Genomic DNA, 19,968 nt, shown 5'->3' with positions numbered 1-19,968 from the left:
TTTTTATCCCTCTCGCTCGGGGTCGATATCATTCTTATCGGTTTTATTGGCAAACCTTTCCGTTACATCAAACAACGTATAGGAAAGCGTTACAGTATTAACACTTGCGGGAAGATCTGGATCCACAATAAAACGTAGTGGTAATTCTGCAGTCTCTCCCGCTTTTAATTCTTGCTGGTTGAAGCAAAAACACTCTGTTTTATGAAAGTACTCAGCAGCTTTGAAAGGAACCATACTGGGAATTGCCTGACCAACCATATCCCTAGATGTCTTATTTTCTGCAATAAAAACAGTATCTTTAATTTCTCCAGGGTGTACTTTCAAAGACATCACACTCGGGCGAAATTCCCATGGCATATTTTCATTATTGTTTGCCACAAATTGCACTGTGACCAGCCTATTTTTATCAACCGCAGCTGGCACAGCTTCATAACGACCACCGGTTTTACCATTGAGTCCTGTGATTTCACAGAAGACATCGTAAATAGGCGGCATAATGAAAATTGCAAATACCAGCATGCTGGTCGCCACGGCCAGCAGCTTGATAGTTACCTTTGCATTTGCTCCAACTTTCATAGGTTAGCGTACAACCGGTGGCGTACTAAACGTGTGATATGGGGCCGGGGAAGCAACCGTCCATTCCAGTCCCTCAGGATCATCCCAAACCTGATCGGATGCTTTTTTCCCGCCCATTACAGTTCGTACCACATTAAACAAAAATACTATTTGTGCAGCGCCAAACAGGAAGGCACCGATACTGGATATTTGATTGAAATCTGCAAATTGCAGTGCGTAATCAGGTATCCGACGTGGCATGCCGGCCAGGCCAACAAAGTGCATTGGGAAGAAAGTTACATTGAGACCAATAAATGCCAGCCAGAAATGTACCTTGCCCATAACTTCGCTATACATATGGCCAGTCCATTTGGGCAACCAATAGTAAACACCAGCAGTAATTGAGAAGATTGCTCCAGGAACCAGTACATAGTGGAAATGGGCAACCACAAAGTACGTATCGTGATATTGGAAGTCTGCAGGTGCAATCGCTAGCATCAGGCCGGAGAATCCACCGATCGCGAAAAGAATGATGAATGCTATTGCAAAAAGCATCGGGGTTTCAAACGTCATGGATCCCCGGAACATGGTAGAAACCCAGTTAAAGATTTTCACTCCTGTAGGTACAGCGATCAACATTGTGGCGTACATAAAGAACAGCTCACCAGCAATCGGCATTCCCACAGTAAACATATGGTGCGCCCATACGATAAAGCTCAGGAATGCAATTGCTGCGGTGGCATATACCATGGAGCTGTATCCAAAAAGAGGCTTACGAGCGAAGGTGGGGATAATTGCAGAGATAATGCCAAAGGCCGGCAAAATCATGATGTAAACTTCCGGGTGTCCGAAGAACCAGAACACATGCTGGAATAAAACCGGATCACCGCCACCGGCTGCACTGAAGAAACTTGTGCCAAAATGAATGTCCATCAACATCATGGTCACTACTCCGGCTAACACTGGCATTACAGCAATCAAAAGGTAAGCAGTGATCAGCCAGGTCCATACAAACAACGGCATTTTCATCAAGGTCATACCAGGAGCACGCATATTCAAAATGGTAGCGATAATGTTGATCGCACCCATGATGGACGAGGCACCCATAATATGAATTGCAAAAATGAAGAAGGTTACGCTGGGTGGCGCATATTCCGTTGAAAGTGGCGCATAAAATGTCCAACCGAAATTAGGCGCTCCCCCTTCCATAAATAAGGTCGATGCCAACATTGCGAAAGCAAAGGGCAAAATCCAAAAACTCCAGTTATTCATTCTTGGCAGTGCCATATCTGGCGCACCAATCATCATTGGTATCATCCAGTTAGCCAAGCCCACAAAAGCCGGCATAACTGCACCAAATACCATGATCAGACCATGCATAGTGGTCATTTGATTGAAAAATTCCGGCTGTACAATTTGCAAACCGGGCTCGAATAATTCAGCGCGTATAACCAATGCCATACATCCGCCGAGTAGGAACATCGCAAAACTAAACCACAAATACATAGAGCCTATATCTTTGTGGTTGGTCGTATAGAGCCAACGCTTTATACCGGGCTGAGGACCATGTGCCATTCTTAAATTCCTCCGGGCGCTTACTGCTTATTCTTAAAGTTGAGGATATCTACGGGTTGGACGGTATCACCCATCTCATTGCCGAAAGCGTTTCGCTGGTAAGTAATTACCGCAGCCAGATCCACTTCTGATAGCTGCTCACCAAAAGCCTGCATTGCGGGGTTTACCGTAGAACCATCAATAACGATATCTAAGTGGCCATTGAGGGGACCGGTAGCAATTTTTGATCCAGCAATTGCCGGGAATACTCCGGGTACTCCCTGCCCGTTCGGCTGGTGGCAGGCGGCACATGTGCGTGTATAGACTTTTTCACCCTGAGCAAAAAGCTCTTCGAAGGTAAATGTCTTCGCTGTAAGTTCACGCATTTTCATGGCTTCTGCTGCACGAGAACTCAACCAGGCATCGTATTCCGCCTGTGGCACAGCTTTCACAACAATAGGCATAAATCCATGGTCTTTTCCGCACAATTCAGCACACTGTCCGCGATATATTCCCGGCTCCTCAATACGCGTCCAGGCATCATTGATAAAACCGGGGATAGCATCTTTTTTAACGGCTAGATCTGGGACCCACCACGCATGTATCACATCATTGGCAGTAATCAGGAAGCGGATTTTTTTCTTGATAGGAACAACCAGGGGCTCATCGACTTCTAGGAGGTAGTTAGCACCCTTAGGCTGGAGGTTATCAATTTGAGCTTTGGGAGTGGACAAGCTGGAAAAGAATGAAACATCAGTGCCCCGATATTCATATTTCCACTTCCATTGATAACCGGTGATTACGATATTGAGATCTTCTTCCTCAGTATCGTAAATATCATAGAGCGTTTTGGTGGCCGGAATCGCCATCAGAATCAGGATGACGGTGGGAATAATAGTCCACACCAACTCCACAACCGTGCTCTCATGAAATTGGGCCGCTTGGTATCCCTTACTTTTGCGGTGCCGCCACATGCTGTAGAACATGATGCTGAACACCAATGCCCCTATAGCCACACAAATCCAAAAGATCAGCATGTGTAGCTCGTAGGTGGTCTGGGCGACTTCTGTCACCCCCTGGGGCATATTAACCCCCCAGCGCTCAACGTCCTGCTCATTCGCTAACACCGCTTGTGCAGACAGCGAAGTAGCCAGCAAGGCGAACAGCCGATCAAAGCCTTTCAACATCGCCTACAGATCTCCGTGGTTGCGGGTCTCCCAGGGAAACCCGTAATTTTTATTTTGGCCACTGGCCTTCACGGATAAGCGAATTTTACCTGTATCAACTGCCTAACAGGATTAATTCCACACAAAATTTGTGGACATACTGTAGTAACACAAGACTACATACACTGGGCGAGGAGACCACCTCGCGTTACTGCCGTCAGTGCAACTTGTTATTCTTAGTAAAAGATTTTTTACTCCAGATGCCGTCGTCCGGAAAGGTACAACCAACAACCAGTTTCTTTATTTGTCGCAACTACTGCAGGTACAAAAGGAACACATCGACACGAAAAAGTCAATCGGGATCATTTTTGAATAACATTGCTGCTTTATGAAAAAATTCGGTGATTAACAAATAAATTTAACCTCTTTGATAGGATACTTTTCCACAAGTAGAAAAAATATCGCTCCAAATAGAGACATGGCAATTTATTTGGTGAAAGATGACAACTAATCAAGCATTAATAATACTGCCAAGAGAAGTATAAACCCTCTGGTTCAAGTGTCCCTGATTGCTTTTACACAGATTGACAACGATTTTTAATCCCTAATACTAAATTCTGACTGCTTCACACAACCAAGGCAGATTAGTTTCAATAAGCTTGAGGATTATCAGGCAGATCAATACAGAATCCTGTACTATCTACACTCAATCGAAATGATTTTTCCGCCAAACATTTCGTTTCGATTTTGTAAGCGTTACGAAATGAATTGCAAATAGCAGTATTGGGAGTCCGATTTAGGAAAAGGGTCTTATCAGCTCTGTACTGTTACCATTGGTAGAATCCGCCTGCACAGCTTTTCTTTTTCCGATTTCGGCTAGAAACCAATCTATCCGTTAGTTGTTATGACTTATGCCTTCTTCTACAAAACTTGAATCCCAACCCATGTCTCGCGTCTGGAATCTGGCTTGGCCAATGATACTGAGTAATATTTCAGTGCCCTTACTCGGGATAGTAGATACCGCAATTCTTGGTCACCTCCCATCTGCAGAGTACCTATCCGGTGTAGCTATCGGGGCTAGCGTAATGTCGATGCTTTTATGGGCATTTGGGTTTCTGCGCATGGGTACTACCGGACTGGTGGCTCGGAGTACAGATCTTGGGATTCAATGGTTAGTACGTGCACTAGTATTAGCCATGGGGCTGGGAATCACTCTGTTTATTGTTGCCTCTCCTTTAATCTACTATATCGTTGAGTGGATGAATGCCAGTCAGGAAGCACAACCCCACGCACTGGCCTACCTACAAATACGTCTGTTATCTGCCCCCCTGGCTCTGGCAAACTTTGCCATTCTGGGTTTTTTTATTGGTCGACAAGATAGCCGTGCGCCTCTATATATACTTTTCGCTGCCAATCTACTGAACATAGCCCTCGATTTCCTATTTATTCTTGGCCTGGGCCTAGGGGCAAAAGGTGCAGCAGCGGCAACGGTACTCGCTGATATTTTTGCATTTCTACTGGGTCTATATCTTCTTACCAGGGTTCATGTTGATATCTGGGCCTATATACGCAAAGAAATTGGGCAGAAGAAACTTCTCCCCTGGATCGATTCATCCCCATGGATTAATCTTTTAAAGATAAATACAGACTTATTTATAAGAACCTGTTTGCTCTTGCTAACACTCACTTTTTTTACTGCACAAGGGGCAGCCCAAGGTGATAATGTACTTGCTGCAAATGCTATTCTTATGCAGTTATTAATGATGACTTCCTATGCCCTGGATGGTTTTGCTCATGCTACCGAGGCCTTGGTTGGGGAATCCATGGCAAAGAGATCAACGGCTCTATTCAGAAATACCGTTCGCAGTGCAGGTTTATGGGCCCTGGGAAGCGCTGTCCTGATTACGCTGGTACTAGTTTCAGGGAAACCCTTGATTCTATCCTTATTTACAGATATCAAACCAGTAATCCACCAAGCAGAACAGGTATATTGGTGGCTCTGTGCACTACCTTTATTAGCGGTTTGGAGCTATCAGCTCGATGGTGTTTTTATCGGTGCTGGGAAAAGTCGCGATATGCGTAATACTATGTTTATTGCCTCAGTACTGGTTTTCTTTCCCGCCTGGTGGTTTACAAGGGATTGGGGGAATACGGGCATATGGTTCAGCTTGTTTTTATGGATTGGAGCACGATCTTTAGGGCTCATAGTATATTTTCAATACTACACTGCAACCAACTCCTGGCTACGTAAATTACAGTAAAGCGCAGCAGGGTATTTAGAGTTATTTTTTAATGTAAAAAAATATGACATATTTTGCGATTGGGAAATTAACTACCTAAGTCAAGGCTACTGCCTATAAAAATAGTAAATCTCTTACGATGCTATAAACACATTTAAAAATATAATCTCAGGATGGTAAATACTGAGCGGGCTCAGCAACAAATAATAAAGCCCGCTCACATTTTTAATAGCTTGAAGACTGCACCTGTTTTTGCACTAGAATTTGCTTAAAATTTCCATAAAACGCTCGCTCTCCCTGGATGACAGCGTTATATAAGTCTTCAACCTTCTGCTTTAATTCTTGGCTATAAAAATATAGGCTGCCGTTTCGGACACTATAGGACTTTGGATTCTCGGCCATAGTTCTATAAAAAAGGGACACTCTTTCCAGATAGGTATCTGCCTGCTTTTTGGAAAAGTTACCTTGTTGGTAATTATCTAAAACCTGAGAACTGATTCTTTGAAGAGTTAATTCGCGCTCTTCATCTGAAAAACGAAAGGCTTTTAATTGCGTGTTGATATCACGCTTTAGGTCTTTCATATAGCGAGCAGCAGCTTCTGCTGATTCATACAGTGCGTGAATGGTCTTTTCCCGCTTCCGCAGAGCACCGCGATCTTTCAAAGTATATATATTGGAGATCTCCTTTTCGGAGAAATCGCCCAGAGGGCGAAAAATAGTGACATGTTGCAAATTACTATTCCTTGTGAGCTTGTCACAAATCTTTATTGCATGTCTCCACTTTTCAAAAGACTCCCCTTTAAGGATTTGACCGGGTAGGGCTTTTACCGCAGCTCCCAGTCTATTTTCCTCTTCAATGTAATAATCTGGATGGGTCTTCCAGTCATTAGCTTGTAAACGGAATAACGTAAGTATCCCCTGATTCACACAGCTCGTTAGTAAATAGGCAACTTGCTCTCTCTGCTGCTCTGTATTTTTTCGATGGCGATCAAGACCATAGAGACCTATGATCGCAACCGCAATAAAAACCACCAGTATAAAAAATATTTTTTTCACTTTTTACGGCTACTTGTGGGTTGGATAAGCTTCACCGGTTCCTCGTGAATATCTTTCTCTGCATCTTGGTTAACACGAGTAGACAGTTCTGTTGGCGCTGACTGCAATCGAATTTCATCCTTAAACCCACAGGCAACACATTCCCTATAATTTTTCCCATCCTTGTGATAGTTAATAATTTTATCCATTTCGCTACAGCGGGGGCACACAGCCCCTGCAATAAAGCGTTTTTTAACGATCTTACCAGACTCAGCCGAATCTTCTTTCTTCATCATGACTACTACTCAATATTTCATGACTGACTTATCCGTTACACAGGACTGACATTCAGCTCTTGCTGCTCGATACCAGAGTGACGCAATAGGGCATCAATTTGCGGCTCTCGTCCACGGAATTGAACAAACAGCTCCAACGCATCACGGCTACCACCCTGTTCCAAAATACTGTGCAGAAATTTATTTCCCGTCTCTCTATTAAAGATACCATCTTCCTCAAATAGAGAAAAAGCATCTGCCGAAAGCACTTCTGCCCATTTATAGCTGTAATATCCTGCGGCATAACCACCAGCAAAAATATGGCTAAAAGCATTTTGGAAGCGGTTTTCTGCGGCGATAGGCACAACAGCAACCTCTGCTCGTACCTGATCCAGTAAAACCTGAACTTTATCGGCGGTCAATGCCTCTTCGCTGGCATGGAGGCGAAAATCAAAAAGTGCAAACTCCAACTGGCGTACTGTAAACATGGCAGACTGGAAATTTTTCGCTGCCAGCATTTTATTCAGTAAAGCTTCGGGAAGAGCCTCTCCAGTTTCGAAGTGTGCAGAAATTATGGAAATAGCCTGGGGTTGCCAACACCAATTTTCCAGAAATTGGCTGGGCATTTCCACCGCATCCCAAGCAACACCATTAATACCAGAAACTGCTGCCACATCAATCTGTGTCAGCATATGGTGGAGGCCATGGCCGAATTCATGGAATAAAGTGGTTACTTCCGTGTGGGTTAAAAGTGAGGGGATATCACCTGCAGCCGGACTGAAATTACATACTAGATAAGCTATAGGCAACTGGAGTCCGTTGAGCGTGTGGCGACGACTACTTACTGTATCCATCCAGGCCCCGCCACGTTTTTTCTCACGCGCGAACGCATCCAAATAGAAACCAGCTATCTTTTCGCCATCTCTCAGCAGCCAAAAGAACTGCACGTCGGCATGCCAAGTAGCAACGCTGGTATCTTCTTCAACTGTGATTCCGAATAATTTGTCCACCACAGTAAAGAGGCCGTCAACGACTTTGGCGTAAGGGAAATAGGGCCTCAATTCCTCTTGGCTGATGGCGTATCGCTGCTGTTTGAGCTTTTCTGCGGCCCAGGCCACATCCCATGGTTGCAACTCTTCAATACTGAGTTGGTCTGCAGCAAACGCTTTCAGCTCAGCCATTTCTCGTTGGGCAGCTGGCCTGGCTCGTTCTGCCAGATCCTGTAGAAATTCCAAAACCCGCTCTGTATTTGGAGCCATTTTGCTGGCCAATGACAACTCCGCATAGCTGTTCATTCCCAGTAAACTGGCCTGTTCAGCGCGCAATGCGAGAATTGCCTCCATCACTTCGGAGTTATCGTATTCACCTGCCTGGGGACCAACTTCGGATGCTCGACAAACAAAAGCCAAATGGACATCCCGACGCAGAGATCTATTTTCAGCGTGGGTCATAACAGCGAGAAAGCTGGGCCCCTCTAAGGTAATCAACCACCCATCGAGGCCTTTTGCCTCAGCTGCATTCCGTGCAGCGGCAAGAGCAGTTTGAGGAAGCCCCTGAAGCTGAGCTTCATCATTCGTATGCCAGGTCCAGGCATTAGTTGCATCGAGGACATTGTTGGCAAATTGGCTGGATAACTCCGCCAAACGCTGACTGTTAGCGGCAAACTTTTCACGGGCCTCTCCTTCAAGGCCTACACCACCAAGTTCAAAGTCTCTGACTCCCAGCTCCAAAGACTTCTTGCGTGCCTGTGGCCAGTTTGCAAATTCGGGCGACTGCATTAATTGGAGGTACAGGTCGTAAAGTTCGCGATTTTGCCCCTGCTTTGTCCAGTAAGCCGTCACTTTGGCTAAAGCGGCCTCATAGGGCGCCCGCCAGGGGCCACTTAGAACGCTATTCAGGTGACTGACTGGGGAGAAGGCTCGATTTAGCTGGTCTTCCGCCTGTTCCAGAGGCACCAGCGTATTATCCCAGCTGGGGGTCTCCAATCCCTGTTGAAGGGTTTGCTCACACGTTTTAATCAGTTCGGCGATGGCGGGTTCCACCTGCTCGGGCTCGAGATTATCAAAAGGCGGCAGCAGCGGGATATTCAACAGTGGATTGGACATATAAGACTCTGTGCTCGAATTAGGATAAAGCTATGATAGAGGATTCATTGTACAGGAGCTTATTTATGTCCCCACTGCGCAGCCACGATGATTCCCACGGCGAGAAGTTTCCAGAACTTGGCGACAGCGTATATATCGATCCGCAATCCGCAGTCATTGGTGACGTTACCTTGGGGGATGATTGCTCCGTATGGCCCATGGCCGTTGTGCGCGGTGATATGCATAAGATCCGCATCGGCGCGCGAACCAGTGTACAGGATGGGGCTGTTCTCCATATCACCCATGCGGGACCATTCAACGCCGACGGTTGGCCGCTGACTATTGGCGAAGATGTCACTATCGGTCATAAAGCCTGCCTGCACGGTTGTACCATCGGCAACCGGATCTTAATTGGTATCGGATCTATTGTTCTCGACGGAGCCATTATTGAGGACGATGTCGTACTGGCAGCCGGAGCACTGGTTCCGCCCGGTAAAACCCTGGAGAGTGGTTATCTCTACGTAGGCGCCCCCTGCAAAAAGGCGCGCCCCCTGTCTGACAAGGAAAAGGCTTTCTTTAAGTATTCCGCTGAAAACTACGTGAAACTGAAAGATCAGTATCTCCTTAAGCAGCAACCATAGTGACAGCCGGCTCCCCGCTATGCTTAACCTAAATATGGACCAGCTGCATATTTTTGTGCGCTCCTGTGAAGTCGGATCTTTTTCGGCGGTTGCTCGCGAAGTGGGCCGGGCTCAGTCTTCTGTAAGCAGCTTGATTCAAAATCTTGAGCTCGACCTGGGGCTGATTCTATTTAACCGCGAAGGGAAATATCCACAACCCACCGCCGCCGCTTTGGCATTACTGCCATTAGCACGTCAATCGTTGGGGCAGTTGCAGCGCTTCCAACAGGCGGCAAATTCCTTCCAGCGGGGAGAAGAGCCCCAGCTCAATATATTATTTGAAGAGCTGGTAATGCCGGATCGACTCAACGATATGCTGGTAACTTTCAGCGAGCGCTTCCCGCATACTGAGCTTCAGCTCGGCAGTGTTACTGGGGAGGAAGCGGTCCAGCAGGTGACACAGGGTGAAGCCGATTTTGCCTTTGTCACCTCAAGGGATTCCTATCCCAGCTCGCTGGATACCAGTAACCTGGGACAACAGCGGGTACTTAGCCTGGCCTGTCCGGAACATCCCCTGGCCCAGAAAAAACAATCCTCATTGAATGAAGCGGCCCAGCACCGACAGATCACCACAGCACCAGAATCCCAAAGGTACCGTTGGCAGCTCTCTGCACAGACCTGGCGAAGTGATTCTCTGCTACAGGCCCTAGATCTGGCATGTAAGGGGGTTGGGTGGGTCAATGCGCCCTACGAACTGGCCCGCCCCTTTTTAAAAAGCGGCAGGTTGGTTGAGCTCAACTTAACCGGTTCTCTCAATACCTGGAGCCTCGGTGTGGATCTGCTCTGGTCCAAGCAGACGCCACAAGGCTTAGCTGCGCAATGGTTTGCCCGAGAGGCCCGGCGACTCTACGGTAACTTTTACAGCCCACCTATCGAAATATCCGATAGAAACTAATTTTTACCTATCAGGTTTTTACATAAGACTTGGCGTTGTAGGCCGATGGTCTGTGACTCAATCCGACTTGATTAGGAGCCAAACTATGTCCAAACAGCAATATCTCCAGGAAATGGAGGCCTTCTCCCAAAAATACCGCTATGACATGGACTACTTGCGCGAGTTTCTTCAGGGCTCTCCTGAAGGCTTTGAAAAATTTAGAAATTTTCAGCCCCTATCCATGCACAGGGAGTTTTTACCTATTGATGTTTTTTGGGTGAGTAAGATAGCGGCAATGCAAGTAGCTGATTGCGGCATGTGCCTGCAACTGAATGTGCGTATGGCCTTAGAGGCTGGTGTTGAACCCCACTTGGTGAAAGCTTGTATCCAAGGCGGCAGCGGCCTGCCTGAGAACTTGCAGGACATTTTTGATTTTGCAACAGCCGTGGCCAGCTACAAAACGATCGATCCTGTTCTCAATGAACGGATAGGTGCACAACTGGATAACCGACAGAGAATCGAGCTGGGGGTCAGCGTCGCTACCGCGTCAGTCTTCCCCACAATCAAGCGGGCTATGGGATATACCCAAAGCTGCAGCCTGGTTGAGATCGAATTTAAACAGTGATGTGGTAGGCCTTGGCAACCAAGGCCTCCTCACTATTTACCCTGTAGCCGCAGCAGTGCCGATGCACCTATGCCGCCAATGGCACAAGCTAGAACTATAACCAGGGGCGTCATTTGTCCCAGTACCAGAGCACCGTAGTCATAACCTCTCTGCGGCAGAAGATACAACAGCATCAACCCTGCCGGCACCAGGGATAAGAGGAAGCCCCGTATTAACCAGGCGTTGCGCAAAGGCAACAAAAACAGCAACCCGAAAACTCCACCCCAAACTACGCGCTGGTACAGGTAGGCATTGCTCAGGGATGGCGCCAAATCTACCCCTAGAAACTGGGTGAAACCATACCGCCCCATCGCCCATAGCCCCACGGCATAGCAAAGCCCACCGAAACACCCCACAGCAAAACAAATCGACAGGTTTCGCACAATATCACGCACAACGCTTTCTCTCTTTTAATTATCGGTTGTCTGGTTGAGGTCCCGGCGCAGCTTAGCCATGACTGGCGCTGTTTCTGGACGAATATTCCGCCACAGCAAAAATGATTCAGCGGCCTGCTCTACCAACATCCCAAGGCCATCAGCACTCTCTGCGCCCTGTCCACGCGCCCATTGTAAAAAAGGCGTTGGCTCGGCGGCGTACATCATGTCGTAAGCTTTACCATGACTGGCGACACAGCCTTCAGGAAGCGGCGGCAGCACACCGCCAAGGCTTGCGGAACTCGCATTGATAATCAGGTCGTAGCAGCCTCTCAATTCCTCCAGGCCGCCACCACTTAATTCGCCCAACTGGGAAAATTCTGCCGCAAGCTGTACCGCTTTTTCTGCGGTGCGGTTGGCAATATGTAAATGTGCAGGTTTTTCCGCAAGGATTGGCAGCAATGCTCCCCGGGCGGCTCCGCCGGATCCCAGCAAGAGAACTTTCCGATCCTTGATTTTCCAGCCCAAGTTGGTACAAATATCAAATACCAGGCCGGTCCCGTCGGTGTTGTCGCCGAGAATCTTTCCACCTTCGGCCAGTGCCAAGGTATTCACCGCTCCCACTGACGCAGCCCGCTCGGTCAAGTTATCCGCCATCTCAAATGCTTGCAGCTTGAAGGGCACCGTTACATTGAGGCCACAACCACCCTCAGCAAAAAAAGTTCGCGCGTAATCAACAAAGCCATCCAGAGGGGCAAGCAGTTTCCTGTAATCGATATCCTCGCCTGTTTGCGCGACAAAGGCTCGGTGTATTTCCGGTGAGAGGGAGTGCTCTATAGGGTTACCCACCACCGCATAGCGGTCACTCATGATTCCGCCCTTTTGCGCTCTCTCGCTGCCTCACGAATCTTGGCACTTTCATCGACAATTATTAAACCGTCAATTTTGAGGCCGTCGGCAGCTTCGGTGACTAAATAGCGGGTTTGTGAGCTGTACAGCTCTACCGCCTTTTCTTCCCCCTGTGGGTGTAACAAAGTCCAGCGCAAGCTCGCAAGGGTGCTGTAATTATTCAGCTCTATCACCTCGGTAACAGTGCCGAGAATCTGACAGACACCAAGGCGTCGATAAGCATTGAGGAGCTTAACCACCTGCTGGATAAACTCATCCCGTTCTACAGTTAGCTTTACGCCATCTTCCCGGTAGTAGTGCAGTGGGAAACGATAAAAGTCAGCAATCTGCTCAACATCTCCCGTTTCAAAATGCCGCCTGTAATCGAGAAACAGGGAGTTGATTCCTTCCAATCGCGATGGGTGCACAACAAACCTCCATTGTGACAAATTGCTTGGCTATACCCAGTCTCTGTGTGGCAGAAAATCAGTGTATAGCTTCTCTTCCTCAGATCCCGGCTCTGGTTGCCAGTCATACTTCCAGCTCACCAGTGACGGCAAGGACATCAGAATGGATTCTGTACGCCCACCACTTTGCAATCCGAACAGAGTGCCACGATCAAAGACCAGGTTGAATTCCACATAGCGCCCACGGCGGTAGAGTTGGAATTCACGCTCGCGCTCACCGTAAGCAGCCTCTTTGCGCTTCTGCACAATGGGTAGATAAGCCTCCAAATAACTATCGCCAACTGCGCGCATAAGCGCAAAAGCATTGTCGTAGCCACCTTCGTTAAAATCATCGAAAAAGAGTCCGCCGACTCCCCGAGCTTCATCCCGATGCTTCAAGTAGAAATATTTGTCACACCACTGCTTAAAGCGAGGGTATACCTCGCTGCCAAAAGGCTCACAGGCCTGCTTGGCCGTTTGGTGCCAATGTACGACATCCTCGTGATAGCCGTAATACGGGGTCAAATCATAGCCGCCACCAAACCACCAGATGGGCTCAGCTCCTGGCTTTTTCGCCACAAATAGACGCACGTTTGCATGGCTAGTGGGCACGTAGGGGTTGCGCGGGTGAATGACCAGGGAGACGCCCATTGCTTCAAAAGAACAACCGGCCAGTTCGGGGCGATTAGCTGTGGCCGAAGGCGGGAGTCCATCCCCATAAACATGGGAAAAGTTCACTCCACCTTTTTCGATCAGATTCCCTTCTTCCAGCACTCGAGTTCGACCACCGCCACCACCGGGCCTGTCCCAGTTGTCCTCGCGAAATGACTGACCGTCTTCTTCGCTCAGGGCATTGCAAATACGGTCTTGTAGGCCGAGTAGATAGGCCTTTACTTCCTTGGTATCGATATCACTCATAGGCGAAAACTACGTCTCTGTTTGAGGTTAGGCACCCGCCCTCAGCACACGGCCGCTTTGCAGGTCGCGAATTTCACTGGGGGCGCTGCGGCCGCCGGTCGAGCCGCCGCCGACAAAGTCGAGGTCGCGGCCGAAATAGCGCAGTACCTGGTACTTATTACGGGCGGGCTGAGACCCGGCCGGGTTTGCTGAAGTGGATACGATAGCACCGCCAAAGGCGCGTGTTAACGCAGCAGTAAACGGGTGATCGGTGCAGCGCAGGGCCACAGATTTATGTACTCCACAGACCCAGGCAGGAATTAAGCCCCGATGGGGTACGAGCCATGTCACCGGTCCCGGCCAGCTGCAATCCAGCTGCTCCTGTTGTTGATCACTAAGGTTTCTAAGGAGCGGATCAAAATGTCTTCTATCACCGGAGACCAGGATCAAACCCTTTTCAAGCGGACGATGCTTGAGTTGTAGCAGGCGCCTGACAGCCTGCAGGTTATTGGGGTCGCAAGCCAGGCCCCATACAGATTCAGTGGGATGGGCAATAACACCACCCGCTGCCAGGGCGCGGGCAGCCTGTTTTACGGAAAGCGGTGAGTACTTCATTTTAACGCTAGTCTTACTTCCCTTTACGCAGTTGCAAATCTTGTTGATAGGGAATGTCGAATGTCTCCAGGACAACTTCCACTACAGGCAGATGAGAGTCCGAATCCATTGAAGTCGCAACACAAGGCTCACTCAATTCAACTCTCTTTACTATCGAAGTGGAAGGACGCTGGCAATCTAGCGGATTGCATTGTTTGACACAAGATATTGCTTTATGCTCTAGCCAAGTTGCTCAAAAAACATCCAGCCGCTTTTTTCCAAGCTTAAGTACTTCATGGTTCTGGCTGGCATATTGGCGCTTAACCTTCAATTCAGCCACCACCAGCTTCCCAGCACTATCAGTCGCCGACGCTCCCAAAATCTAGTCCTCCCCAGCTCGGGGATACCTAACGATTTTAGCTTCCTCCTATACTGGTCTTGATCTCGACTATTCTCAGATAGCGCCAAAGCCTTCTTAAAACTACGCTGATAACCCTTAGCTCCGGACTTTAGACGCGCCATTCCCAGTAGAAAATGAAAACGATGATCTTCCTTCTTTATCGAAATTGCATCTTCAGCCTTATTGGCCGCCAATTCATACAGCTCATCTTCGTAAGCTGTAAGTGCTTGACCGTACCAATAGTAGGGGTCCTCCTGTCTATAATCATGTAGTTTTGCTGACAGAACATTTGCCATTTGAAGGTCACCCTGAGCCCGGAGAACTTTCTCCAGATTGCTCAACGAAACCAAGTTTGCTCCATCAAGCTTCAACGCTATAGCGTAAGAACTAATTGCTTGTTTGACCAAACTCGCTGAACGATATATGGCCCCCAAATTATTCCAAAGATCTGCTTCCTCTGGCGCCAGTAAAATTGACTTTCGAATATATAGAAAGGCGTTTTCAAAATCTCGATCTACAAGAAACTCCATAGCCAGGTTACTATAGAACTTTGCAAAAGCTTCCTTATCTTTCAACTCTTTTTGATGATATTCTGGATTGTAATCCGTAAAGTTAAAATCCAATATGCGTTGTCTACTACCAGTATCAGCTACAACATTAATGTGCTGGTAAATAAAGGTCTGTTGGCCCTCCAAATATCTCACTTCTGGAACAAAAACCTCATTGAATTTAGCATCCACTCCAAGTCCACGAATCATTGCAACTAAAAAGGCACTAAAGGCCATGCAATTTCCTCTCTGCTGATCAAAAACTTGTGCAGCATTGAGCGTGGCATCTGCATCGTAGAGAATTGAAAAATATTGGCTCTGCAATTTATTTATCAGAGCATCCAACCTATCACTTTTTTTTCTGGTACTTATCGATTTTAAAAACAACCTCATATCATTATTCAATGCCAGGATGTCAATATCAGGCAAATCAGAGTTACTTATAGGGGAATTCCAAAAATATGTACCACTAAGCAACTGTTCTTCTGAAAATTCTTGAGAAATAGATATATCTGTTTTTTTTATTTGTGTAGAGCAGCCTCCCAAAACTAGAAAAATAAGGGATAAAGCTACTATGGTCTTTTTCATAAGCATGCCTTTAATACAGTATTAAATACAAATCCAGCAGGATATATTTTTAACATAAAAGGCAAGCAAATGAATTACGTATAAAAACACCAGATTCAGTTGCTGACCATCGCTAACTTGACGCCCGCGGCATAGTCCGGATGCACCTTGGAAAAGTGTGCCAATTGTCGCTGAATTATTTCATCCGGTACACCCGCCATCGCTTCTGCAATATTGTTATATAAGCGCTGTTTTTGTTCATCATCGAACAAATCAAAGAGCGCTCGAACCTGACTGTAATCGTCATTGTCTTTGCGGTGGTCATATCTATCTGCCGCACCGGATATTGGTAACGGGGGCTCTTTCGCTTTTGGGTCCTCCTCTGGCCCAGAAAAACTATTCGGTTCATAAAAAGCATCCGGATTACCACTGCGGATACCCGTGGTATTCATTTCACCATCCCGATAGTAATTATGGACCGGACAACGCGGGGCATTCACTGGGAGACTCTCATAGTGAGTTCCCAAGCGGTGACGGTGTGCATCGGCATAGGAGAAAATACGCGCCTGCAGCATCTTATCTGGTGAGAAACTGATACCCGGTACGATATTGGATGGAGAGAAAGCTGCCTGCTCGATTTCTGCAAAATAGTCTTGCGGGTTGCGATTCAACTCCATGGTTCCCACCTCGATAGGAGGGTAATCACCGTGGGGCCAAACCTTGGTGAGGTCAAAGGGGTTGTAGCTTGTTTTGCCAAGGTCTGCCTCGGGCATGACCTGAATTTGGAATGTCCACTTCGGACATTCCCCATTTTCTATCGCGCTGTACATCGCCTCCTGGTAACTCTCCCGGGAGCGTCCAATCACAGCTTCAGCTTCCGTATTGGTGAAATACCTATGTCCCTGTTGAGTCTTAAAATGAAATTTGACCCAGAAGCGCTCCCCATTGTGATTCCACAGGGAGAAGGTATGGGAGCCATAACCATTCATATGCAACGGAGATATGGGCAAACCGCGATCGGAGAACAGTATGGTCACCTGGTGGAGGCTTTCAGGGCTCAACGACCAGAAATCCCACATGGCTGTGGGGGAGCGCAAGTGAGTTCGTGGATGCCGTTTTTGTGTGTGGATAAAGTCTGGAAATTTGTAGGGGTCTCGTACAAAAAAGACTGGCGTATTGTTGCCGACCAAATCCCAATTGCCCTCCTCCGTATAAAACTTCAGTGCAAAACCACGCACATCCCGCTCCGCATCAGCTGCACCCAACTCACCGGCCACAGTTGAAAAACGGGCCAACAGTGAGGTCTCTGCCCCCGGCTGCAAAACCCGGGCACAGGTGTAGTTAGAAATATCATCGGTTACCCTCAAAACCCCATAGGCGCCCCAACCTTTGGCATGTACCGCCCGCTCGGGTATGCGCTCACGATTTTGATGCGCCAGTTTTTCGATAAGTTGATAATCTTGAATCAAAAGGGGGCCATCTGGCCCCGCTGAAAGGCTATTTTGATTATCGGGAACCGGAGCGCCGGCATCAGTGGTGAGTTTGGGTTTATCCGCCATAATTAGACTCCACTCTTGGAATCCACTGAGTATTAGCGCTGTCCCAGAACTGCGCGAATTGATCGGCGGCTACACCATCAAACAAGGGGACTCTTACTAATTCTTTCCGTAATTTCCGAGCAAGACCTTTAGAGACTCACTGGCTCCGCAGGGGTTTTAGCCAGTTTTTTCCCTTCCGTATAACGGCTGCGCTTCATTGTTAGCTGGTAAGACCCTGTGAGTTGCTCCACCAAGCCCTCTAACTCCAACTCCATCAATGCAGCCATCAATTCACCCGCCTCAACCCCGGTATCACGAGACAATAGCTCGATACTCCGAGGCCCTCCGACAAGCGCTCTGATGATATGTTGCTGAAGCTCGGGCAGTGGTTTAGCAGGGGGGAGATCACTGGATGTGGGCTCTGCAAGTAAACCGCCCAGCTGGCGAGCCACATCTGCGCTGGTTTCAACCAGTGTCGCACCTTCTTTAATCAGGTGGTGGCAACCCCTGGCCATTGGGTTGTGAATGGAACCTGGAATCGCAAAAACCTCACGATTCTGCTCCAGCGCCAAACGCGCCGTAATCAGAGACCCTGAGCGCATCGCTGCCTCTACCAGTAACACCCCCATTGAAAGGCCACTGATAATCCGGTTCCGCCGAGGGAAGTTCTTTGCCTCAGCACTGCTGCCTATAGGCAATTCGCTGACCAGAGCACCGCCTGCAGCGAGAATGTCCTCCGCCAGGGGGCGATTGTGTTTTGGATAAATGCGGTCAACGCCACTACCCAAAACAGCGATGGTAGTGCCCGCAACCTGTAGCGCCCCCCGATGAGCGGCGGCATCCACGCCCAGAGCCAGCCCTGAAGTGATAGCAAATCCGGAACCTGCCAATTCCGCGGCGAAGGCCCGGGCATTATCCAGACCCGCCACTGTGGCCCGACGGGCACCCACCATCGCTACCTGCGGTAGATTCAAAGCGCTTTTTTCACCACGAATATAGAGCACAGGCGGGGGGCGTGAAGCCTCCGATAACAGGGCGGGATAATCGGGATCGCTGTGACAAATCAGCTGCACGCCCAGGTCTGCACAGCGGGCCCGCTCGCGCTTAACCCAATCGACGAGTTCACTGGCGGCAGATCGACTGGAAAACCCCCGCCACTGGGTTTGGGCCCGCGGTGATAATTTTTGCAGAAGAGGTTGAGGAAACTGGTGGAGAGCCTCTTCGGCAGTGGCAAAGTGCTCCAGTAATTGCCAGTAGCGAGCCGGGCCAATTCCCTCGAGACGCAGCAACGCCATAGTAGCGGTCAATGCATCCATGCGACTTACCATTTTCTGTTTTGAAAGTTGTGCGGCAGGGCAAACAGCAACACCTGCCGCGAGATTTTCTGGGATCGCTTAGGGGTTGCGCACCATATCCATCACTGCCAGCGGGCGACGGGCATCCAACACCAGAGCGAGACTCATTTTTTCAAAGGTGCGGAATACCATCAACTCACCGGCACGGGTATCGGGAAGCTTCACCACGTCGCCCGCAATACGGTCGCGCACTGTTGAACCCGCTTTGTATATCGCCAGGACGTTGCCGGCTTGCAAGCCATCCCGATTACCAGAATTAAGTATAACAACATCAAACTTGGCAATCTGGCTCACCCCTTCATCGACCCCTACAATCAAGCCATCAACAGTGGCCGTCGGTGCACTTGGGTGGAACAGCGCATCAATTGAGCGCTCTTCTACAGGCATCAACCGGTCTTCAAGGCGAATTTCACGGGAAGTGTTACGCACACCCATTGTCGCTATAGAAAAATTCGAGCTGTTATCCGGATCGCTATCTGGGTCCAGCTGTAATAAATCTAGAGTGCCTATGCCAAGTGCTTGGCGTCCAAGGACTTCACCAGATACAGGGTCAGAATAAATAGGACCAGGGCGATAAAGCCCATACGAAGGTAGTGGCGCAGCAAAATCACCGCGAGCGTAGAGAATATCTCCGGCCCCCATCAATATATGATTTTCTGACCCAGAAACCACATAGGGAGTCCCTTCAAAAGCGCCTGGCTCCACAATACGGGTACGGGACAAGAAAGCATTGATCGCATCCAGCGGAATAGCCGGAATTGCATCCTTAACTGCCTGGCGGCGGATCGAGGGCGATAGGCGGTTGCCATCAACCCCTGGCGACAGTTGATACGCCCGGGGTCCGCGCTGCAGTTGTAATTGTGGCTGGCCATCGATGTAAACAAGGCGCAGGCTATCTCCTGGATAAATCAGGTGGGGGTTTTCCACCTGTGGGTTCACTTGCCAAATCTCCGGCCAGTACCAGGGTTGCACCAGAAACTGACTGGAAATATCCCAGAGCGTATCGCCCTTTTGCACCACATAAGCGTCGGGGTGACTGGGGTTCAGGCGAACCTGATCCTGTGCTTCGACACCAAGGGCAACCGCTAACAACGAGATCGCGGCCAGGATAATTTTTTTCATGGAAGCATTCCTATGCTCTTTATCGCTATAATTCTCAGCGCCGGGCCACTCCCGTGAAGGGAGCGAGACCGGACCCGGGCGCATAGCGCCAGCAAAAACAGGGGTCCACTCG

General features: G+C 48.6%; 20 protein-coding genes. 4 read left to right on the top strand and 16 right to left on the bottom strand.

All coding sequences use genetic code 11. The features are described 5' to 3' along the window. Positions 1-3: 3 nt before the first annotated feature. The 3 genes from ACJJI4_RS20960 to coxB are packed head-to-tail and all read right to left on the bottom strand — an operon-like array spanning position 4 to position 3,296. On the bottom strand, positions 4-576 hold the full coding sequence (locus ACJJI4_RS20960; RefSeq protein ID WP_282930523.1) for a cytochrome c oxidase assembly protein: 573 nt from the start codon (positions 574-576) through the stop codon (positions 4-6). A gap of 3 nt (positions 577-579) precedes the next feature. Continuing rightward, complete coding sequence (gene ctaD / locus ACJJI4_RS20955; protein WP_282930524.1) at positions 580-2,130, bottom strand: cytochrome c oxidase subunit I; 1,551 nt, start codon at positions 2,128-2,130, stop codon at positions 580-582. A gap of 20 nt (positions 2,131-2,150) precedes the next feature. Beyond that, positions 2,151-3,296: a cytochrome c oxidase subunit II gene (gene coxB, locus ACJJI4_RS20950; RefSeq protein WP_282930525.1), complete on the bottom strand. Its 1,146-nt coding sequence runs from the start codon at positions 3,294-3,296 to the stop codon at positions 2,151-2,153. A 953-nt stretch (positions 3,297-4,249) separates the two neighbouring features. Here coxB and ACJJI4_RS20945 point away from each other — a divergent pair. Continuing rightward, on the top strand, positions 4,250-5,536 hold the full coding sequence (locus tag ACJJI4_RS20945; RefSeq protein ID WP_444926347.1) for an MATE family efflux transporter: 1,287 nt from the start codon (positions 4,250-4,252) through the stop codon (positions 5,534-5,536). 204 nt (positions 5,537-5,740) lie between these two features. On the opposite strand, the gene ACJJI4_RS20940 is transcribed toward ACJJI4_RS20945, so the two are convergent. From ACJJI4_RS20940 to ACJJI4_RS20930, 3 genes are read right to left on the bottom strand one after another with little or no spacing between them, the layout of a single operon-like run. After that, complete coding sequence (locus tag ACJJI4_RS20940) at positions 5,741-6,571, bottom strand: hypothetical protein (RefSeq protein WP_444926346.1); 831 nt, start codon at positions 6,569-6,571, stop codon at positions 5,741-5,743. Beyond that, on the bottom strand, positions 6,568-6,846 hold the full coding sequence (locus ACJJI4_RS20935) for a YheV family putative zinc ribbon protein (protein WP_444926345.1): 279 nt from the start codon (positions 6,844-6,846) through the stop codon (positions 6,568-6,570). The genes ACJJI4_RS20940 and ACJJI4_RS20935 overlap by 4 nt, the downstream gene beginning before the upstream one ends. Positions 6,847-6,881: 35 nt before the next feature. Continuing rightward, on the bottom strand, positions 6,882-8,930 hold the full coding sequence (locus ACJJI4_RS20930; protein ID WP_444926344.1) for a M3 family metallopeptidase: 2,049 nt from the start codon (positions 8,928-8,930) through the stop codon (positions 6,882-6,884). A gap of 65 nt (positions 8,931-8,995) precedes the next feature. On the opposite strand from ACJJI4_RS20930, the gene ACJJI4_RS20925 reads away from it, so the two are divergent. The 3 genes from ACJJI4_RS20925 (at position 8,996) to ACJJI4_RS20915 (ending at position 11,088) form a co-directional block, all read left to right on the top strand. Next, entirely contained in the window at positions 8,996-9,550 is a 555-nt protein-coding gene (locus ACJJI4_RS20925) for a gamma carbonic anhydrase family protein (protein ID WP_444892455.1), read from the top strand. A 19-nt stretch (positions 9,551-9,569) separates the two neighbouring features. Further along, the gene (locus tag ACJJI4_RS20920; RefSeq protein ID WP_444926343.1) at positions 9,570-10,484 is read left to right on the top strand and encodes a LysR family transcriptional regulator; all 915 of its coding nucleotides are present in this window, start codon (positions 9,570-9,572) and stop codon (positions 10,482-10,484) included. Positions 10,485-10,569: 85 nt separating this feature from the next. Beyond that, positions 10,570-11,088: a carboxymuconolactone decarboxylase family protein gene (locus tag ACJJI4_RS20915; RefSeq protein ID WP_413663903.1), complete on the top strand. Its 519-nt coding sequence runs from the start codon at positions 10,570-10,572 to the stop codon at positions 11,086-11,088. Positions 11,089-11,120: 32 nt separating this feature from the next. Here the strand turns inward: ACJJI4_RS20915 and ACJJI4_RS20910 are convergent, their stop codons facing one another. The 10 genes from ACJJI4_RS20910 to ACJJI4_RS20865 all read right to left on the bottom strand — a co-directional run bounded on the left by ACJJI4_RS20910 (position 11,121) and on the right by ACJJI4_RS20865 (position 19,856). After that, entirely contained in the window at positions 11,121-11,522 is a 402-nt protein-coding gene (locus ACJJI4_RS20910; protein WP_282930533.1) for a hypothetical protein, read from the bottom strand. Between the two features lie 15 nt (positions 11,523-11,537). Next, positions 11,538-12,371 (bottom strand): shikimate dehydrogenase, encoded by an 834-nt coding sequence (gene aroE / locus ACJJI4_RS20905; RefSeq protein WP_444926342.1) that lies wholly within the window; start codon positions 12,369-12,371, stop codon positions 11,538-11,540. Continuing rightward, a complete protein-coding gene (locus ACJJI4_RS20900) occupies positions 12,368-12,817 on the bottom strand; it encodes a DUF6841 family protein (RefSeq protein WP_413663901.1) in 450 nt (149 codons plus the stop codon). The genes aroE and ACJJI4_RS20900 overlap by 4 nt, the downstream gene beginning before the upstream one ends. A gap of 30 nt (positions 12,818-12,847) precedes the next feature. Next, the gene (hemF, locus tag ACJJI4_RS20895; RefSeq protein ID WP_444926341.1) at positions 12,848-13,753 is read right to left on the bottom strand and encodes an oxygen-dependent coproporphyrinogen oxidase; all 906 of its coding nucleotides are present in this window, start codon (positions 13,751-13,753) and stop codon (positions 12,848-12,850) included. A gap of 27 nt (positions 13,754-13,780) precedes the next feature. Then, a complete protein-coding gene (gene tsaC, locus ACJJI4_RS20890; RefSeq protein ID WP_444926340.1) occupies positions 13,781-14,347 on the bottom strand; it encodes an L-threonylcarbamoyladenylate synthase type 1 TsaC in 567 nt (188 codons plus the stop codon). Positions 14,348-14,360: 13 nt separating this feature from the next. Then, positions 14,361-14,483, bottom strand: coding sequence for a hypothetical protein (locus ACJJI4_RS20885; protein ID WP_444895577.1), 123 nt, complete (start codon positions 14,481-14,483; stop codon positions 14,361-14,363). Between the two features lie 170 nt (positions 14,484-14,653). Then, positions 14,654-15,862 carry a hypothetical protein gene (locus ACJJI4_RS20880; protein ID WP_444926339.1) on the bottom strand — a complete coding sequence of 403 codons (1,209 nt, stop codon included), beginning with the start codon at positions 15,860-15,862 and terminating at the stop codon, positions 14,654-14,656. Between the two features lie 95 nt (positions 15,863-15,957). Then, positions 15,958-17,400 (bottom strand): catalase, encoded by a 1,443-nt coding sequence (locus tag ACJJI4_RS20875; protein ID WP_444926338.1) that lies wholly within the window; start codon positions 17,398-17,400, stop codon positions 15,958-15,960. A 128-nt stretch (positions 17,401-17,528) separates the two neighbouring features. Next, entirely contained in the window at positions 17,529-18,695 is a 1,167-nt protein-coding gene (gene dprA, locus ACJJI4_RS20870; RefSeq protein ID WP_444926337.1) for a DNA-processing protein DprA, read from the bottom strand. A 78-nt stretch (positions 18,696-18,773) separates the two neighbouring features. After that, complete coding sequence (locus ACJJI4_RS20865; protein ID WP_444926336.1) at positions 18,774-19,856, bottom strand: LysM peptidoglycan-binding domain-containing protein; 1,083 nt, start codon at positions 19,854-19,856, stop codon at positions 18,774-18,776. Positions 19,857-19,968 lie beyond the last annotated feature (112 nt).

The organism is Microbulbifer maximicatervae (SeqCode), from assembly GCF_052467305.1.
This window is presented reverse-complemented; position numbering and strand designations above follow the sequence as displayed.

Bases quoted from the DNA above. Each gene is read 5' to 3' on its own strand.
- ACJJI4_RS20960 (WP_282930523.1), bottom strand. From the start codon at position 576: ATGAAAGTTGGAGCAAATGCAAAGGTAACTATCAAGCTGCTGGCCGTG.
- ctaD (WP_282930524.1), bottom strand. From the start codon at position 2,130: ATGGCACATGGTCCTCAGCCCGGTATAAAGCGTTGGCTCTATACGACC.
- coxB (WP_282930525.1), bottom strand. From the start codon at position 3,296: ATGTTGAAAGGCTTTGATCGGCTGTTCGCCTTGCTGGCTACTTCGCTG.
- ACJJI4_RS20945 (WP_444926347.1), top strand. From the start codon at position 4,250: ATGATACTGAGTAATATTTCAGTGCCCTTACTCGGGATAGTAGATACC.
- ACJJI4_RS20935 (WP_444926345.1), bottom strand. From the start codon at position 6,846: ATGATGAAGAAAGAAGATTCGGCTGAGTCTGGTAAGATCGTTAAAAAA.
- ACJJI4_RS20930 (WP_444926344.1), bottom strand. From the start codon at position 8,930: ATGTCCAATCCACTGTTGAATATCCCGCTGCTGCCGCCTTTTGATAAT.
- ACJJI4_RS20925 (WP_444892455.1), top strand. From the start codon at position 8,996: ATGTCCCCACTGCGCAGCCACGATGATTCCCACGGCGAGAAGTTTCCA.
- ACJJI4_RS20920 (WP_444926343.1), top strand. From the start codon at position 9,570: ATGCTTAACCTAAATATGGACCAGCTGCATATTTTTGTGCGCTCCTGT.
- ACJJI4_RS20915 (WP_413663903.1), top strand. From the start codon at position 10,570: ATGTCCAAACAGCAATATCTCCAGGAAATGGAGGCCTTCTCCCAAAAA.
- aroE (WP_444926342.1), bottom strand. From the start codon at position 12,371: ATGAGTGACCGCTATGCGGTGGTGGGTAACCCTATAGAGCACTCCCTC.
- hemF (WP_444926341.1), bottom strand. From the start codon at position 13,753: ATGAGTGATATCGATACCAAGGAAGTAAAGGCCTATCTACTCGGCCTA.
- tsaC (WP_444926340.1), bottom strand. From the start codon at position 14,347: ATGAAGTACTCACCGCTTTCCGTAAAACAGGCTGCCCGCGCCCTGGCA.
- ACJJI4_RS20880 (WP_444926339.1), bottom strand. From the start codon at position 15,862: ATGAAAAAGACCATAGTAGCTTTATCCCTTATTTTTCTAGTTTTGGGA.
- ACJJI4_RS20875 (WP_444926338.1), bottom strand. From the start codon at position 17,400: ATGGCGGATAAACCCAAACTCACCACTGATGCCGGCGCTCCGGTTCCC.
- dprA (WP_444926337.1), bottom strand. From the start codon at position 18,695: ATGGATGCATTGACCGCTACTATGGCGTTGCTGCGTCTCGAGGGAATT.
- ACJJI4_RS20865 (WP_444926336.1), bottom strand. From the start codon at position 19,856: ATGAAAAAAATTATCCTGGCCGCGATCTCGTTGTTAGCGGTTGCCCTT.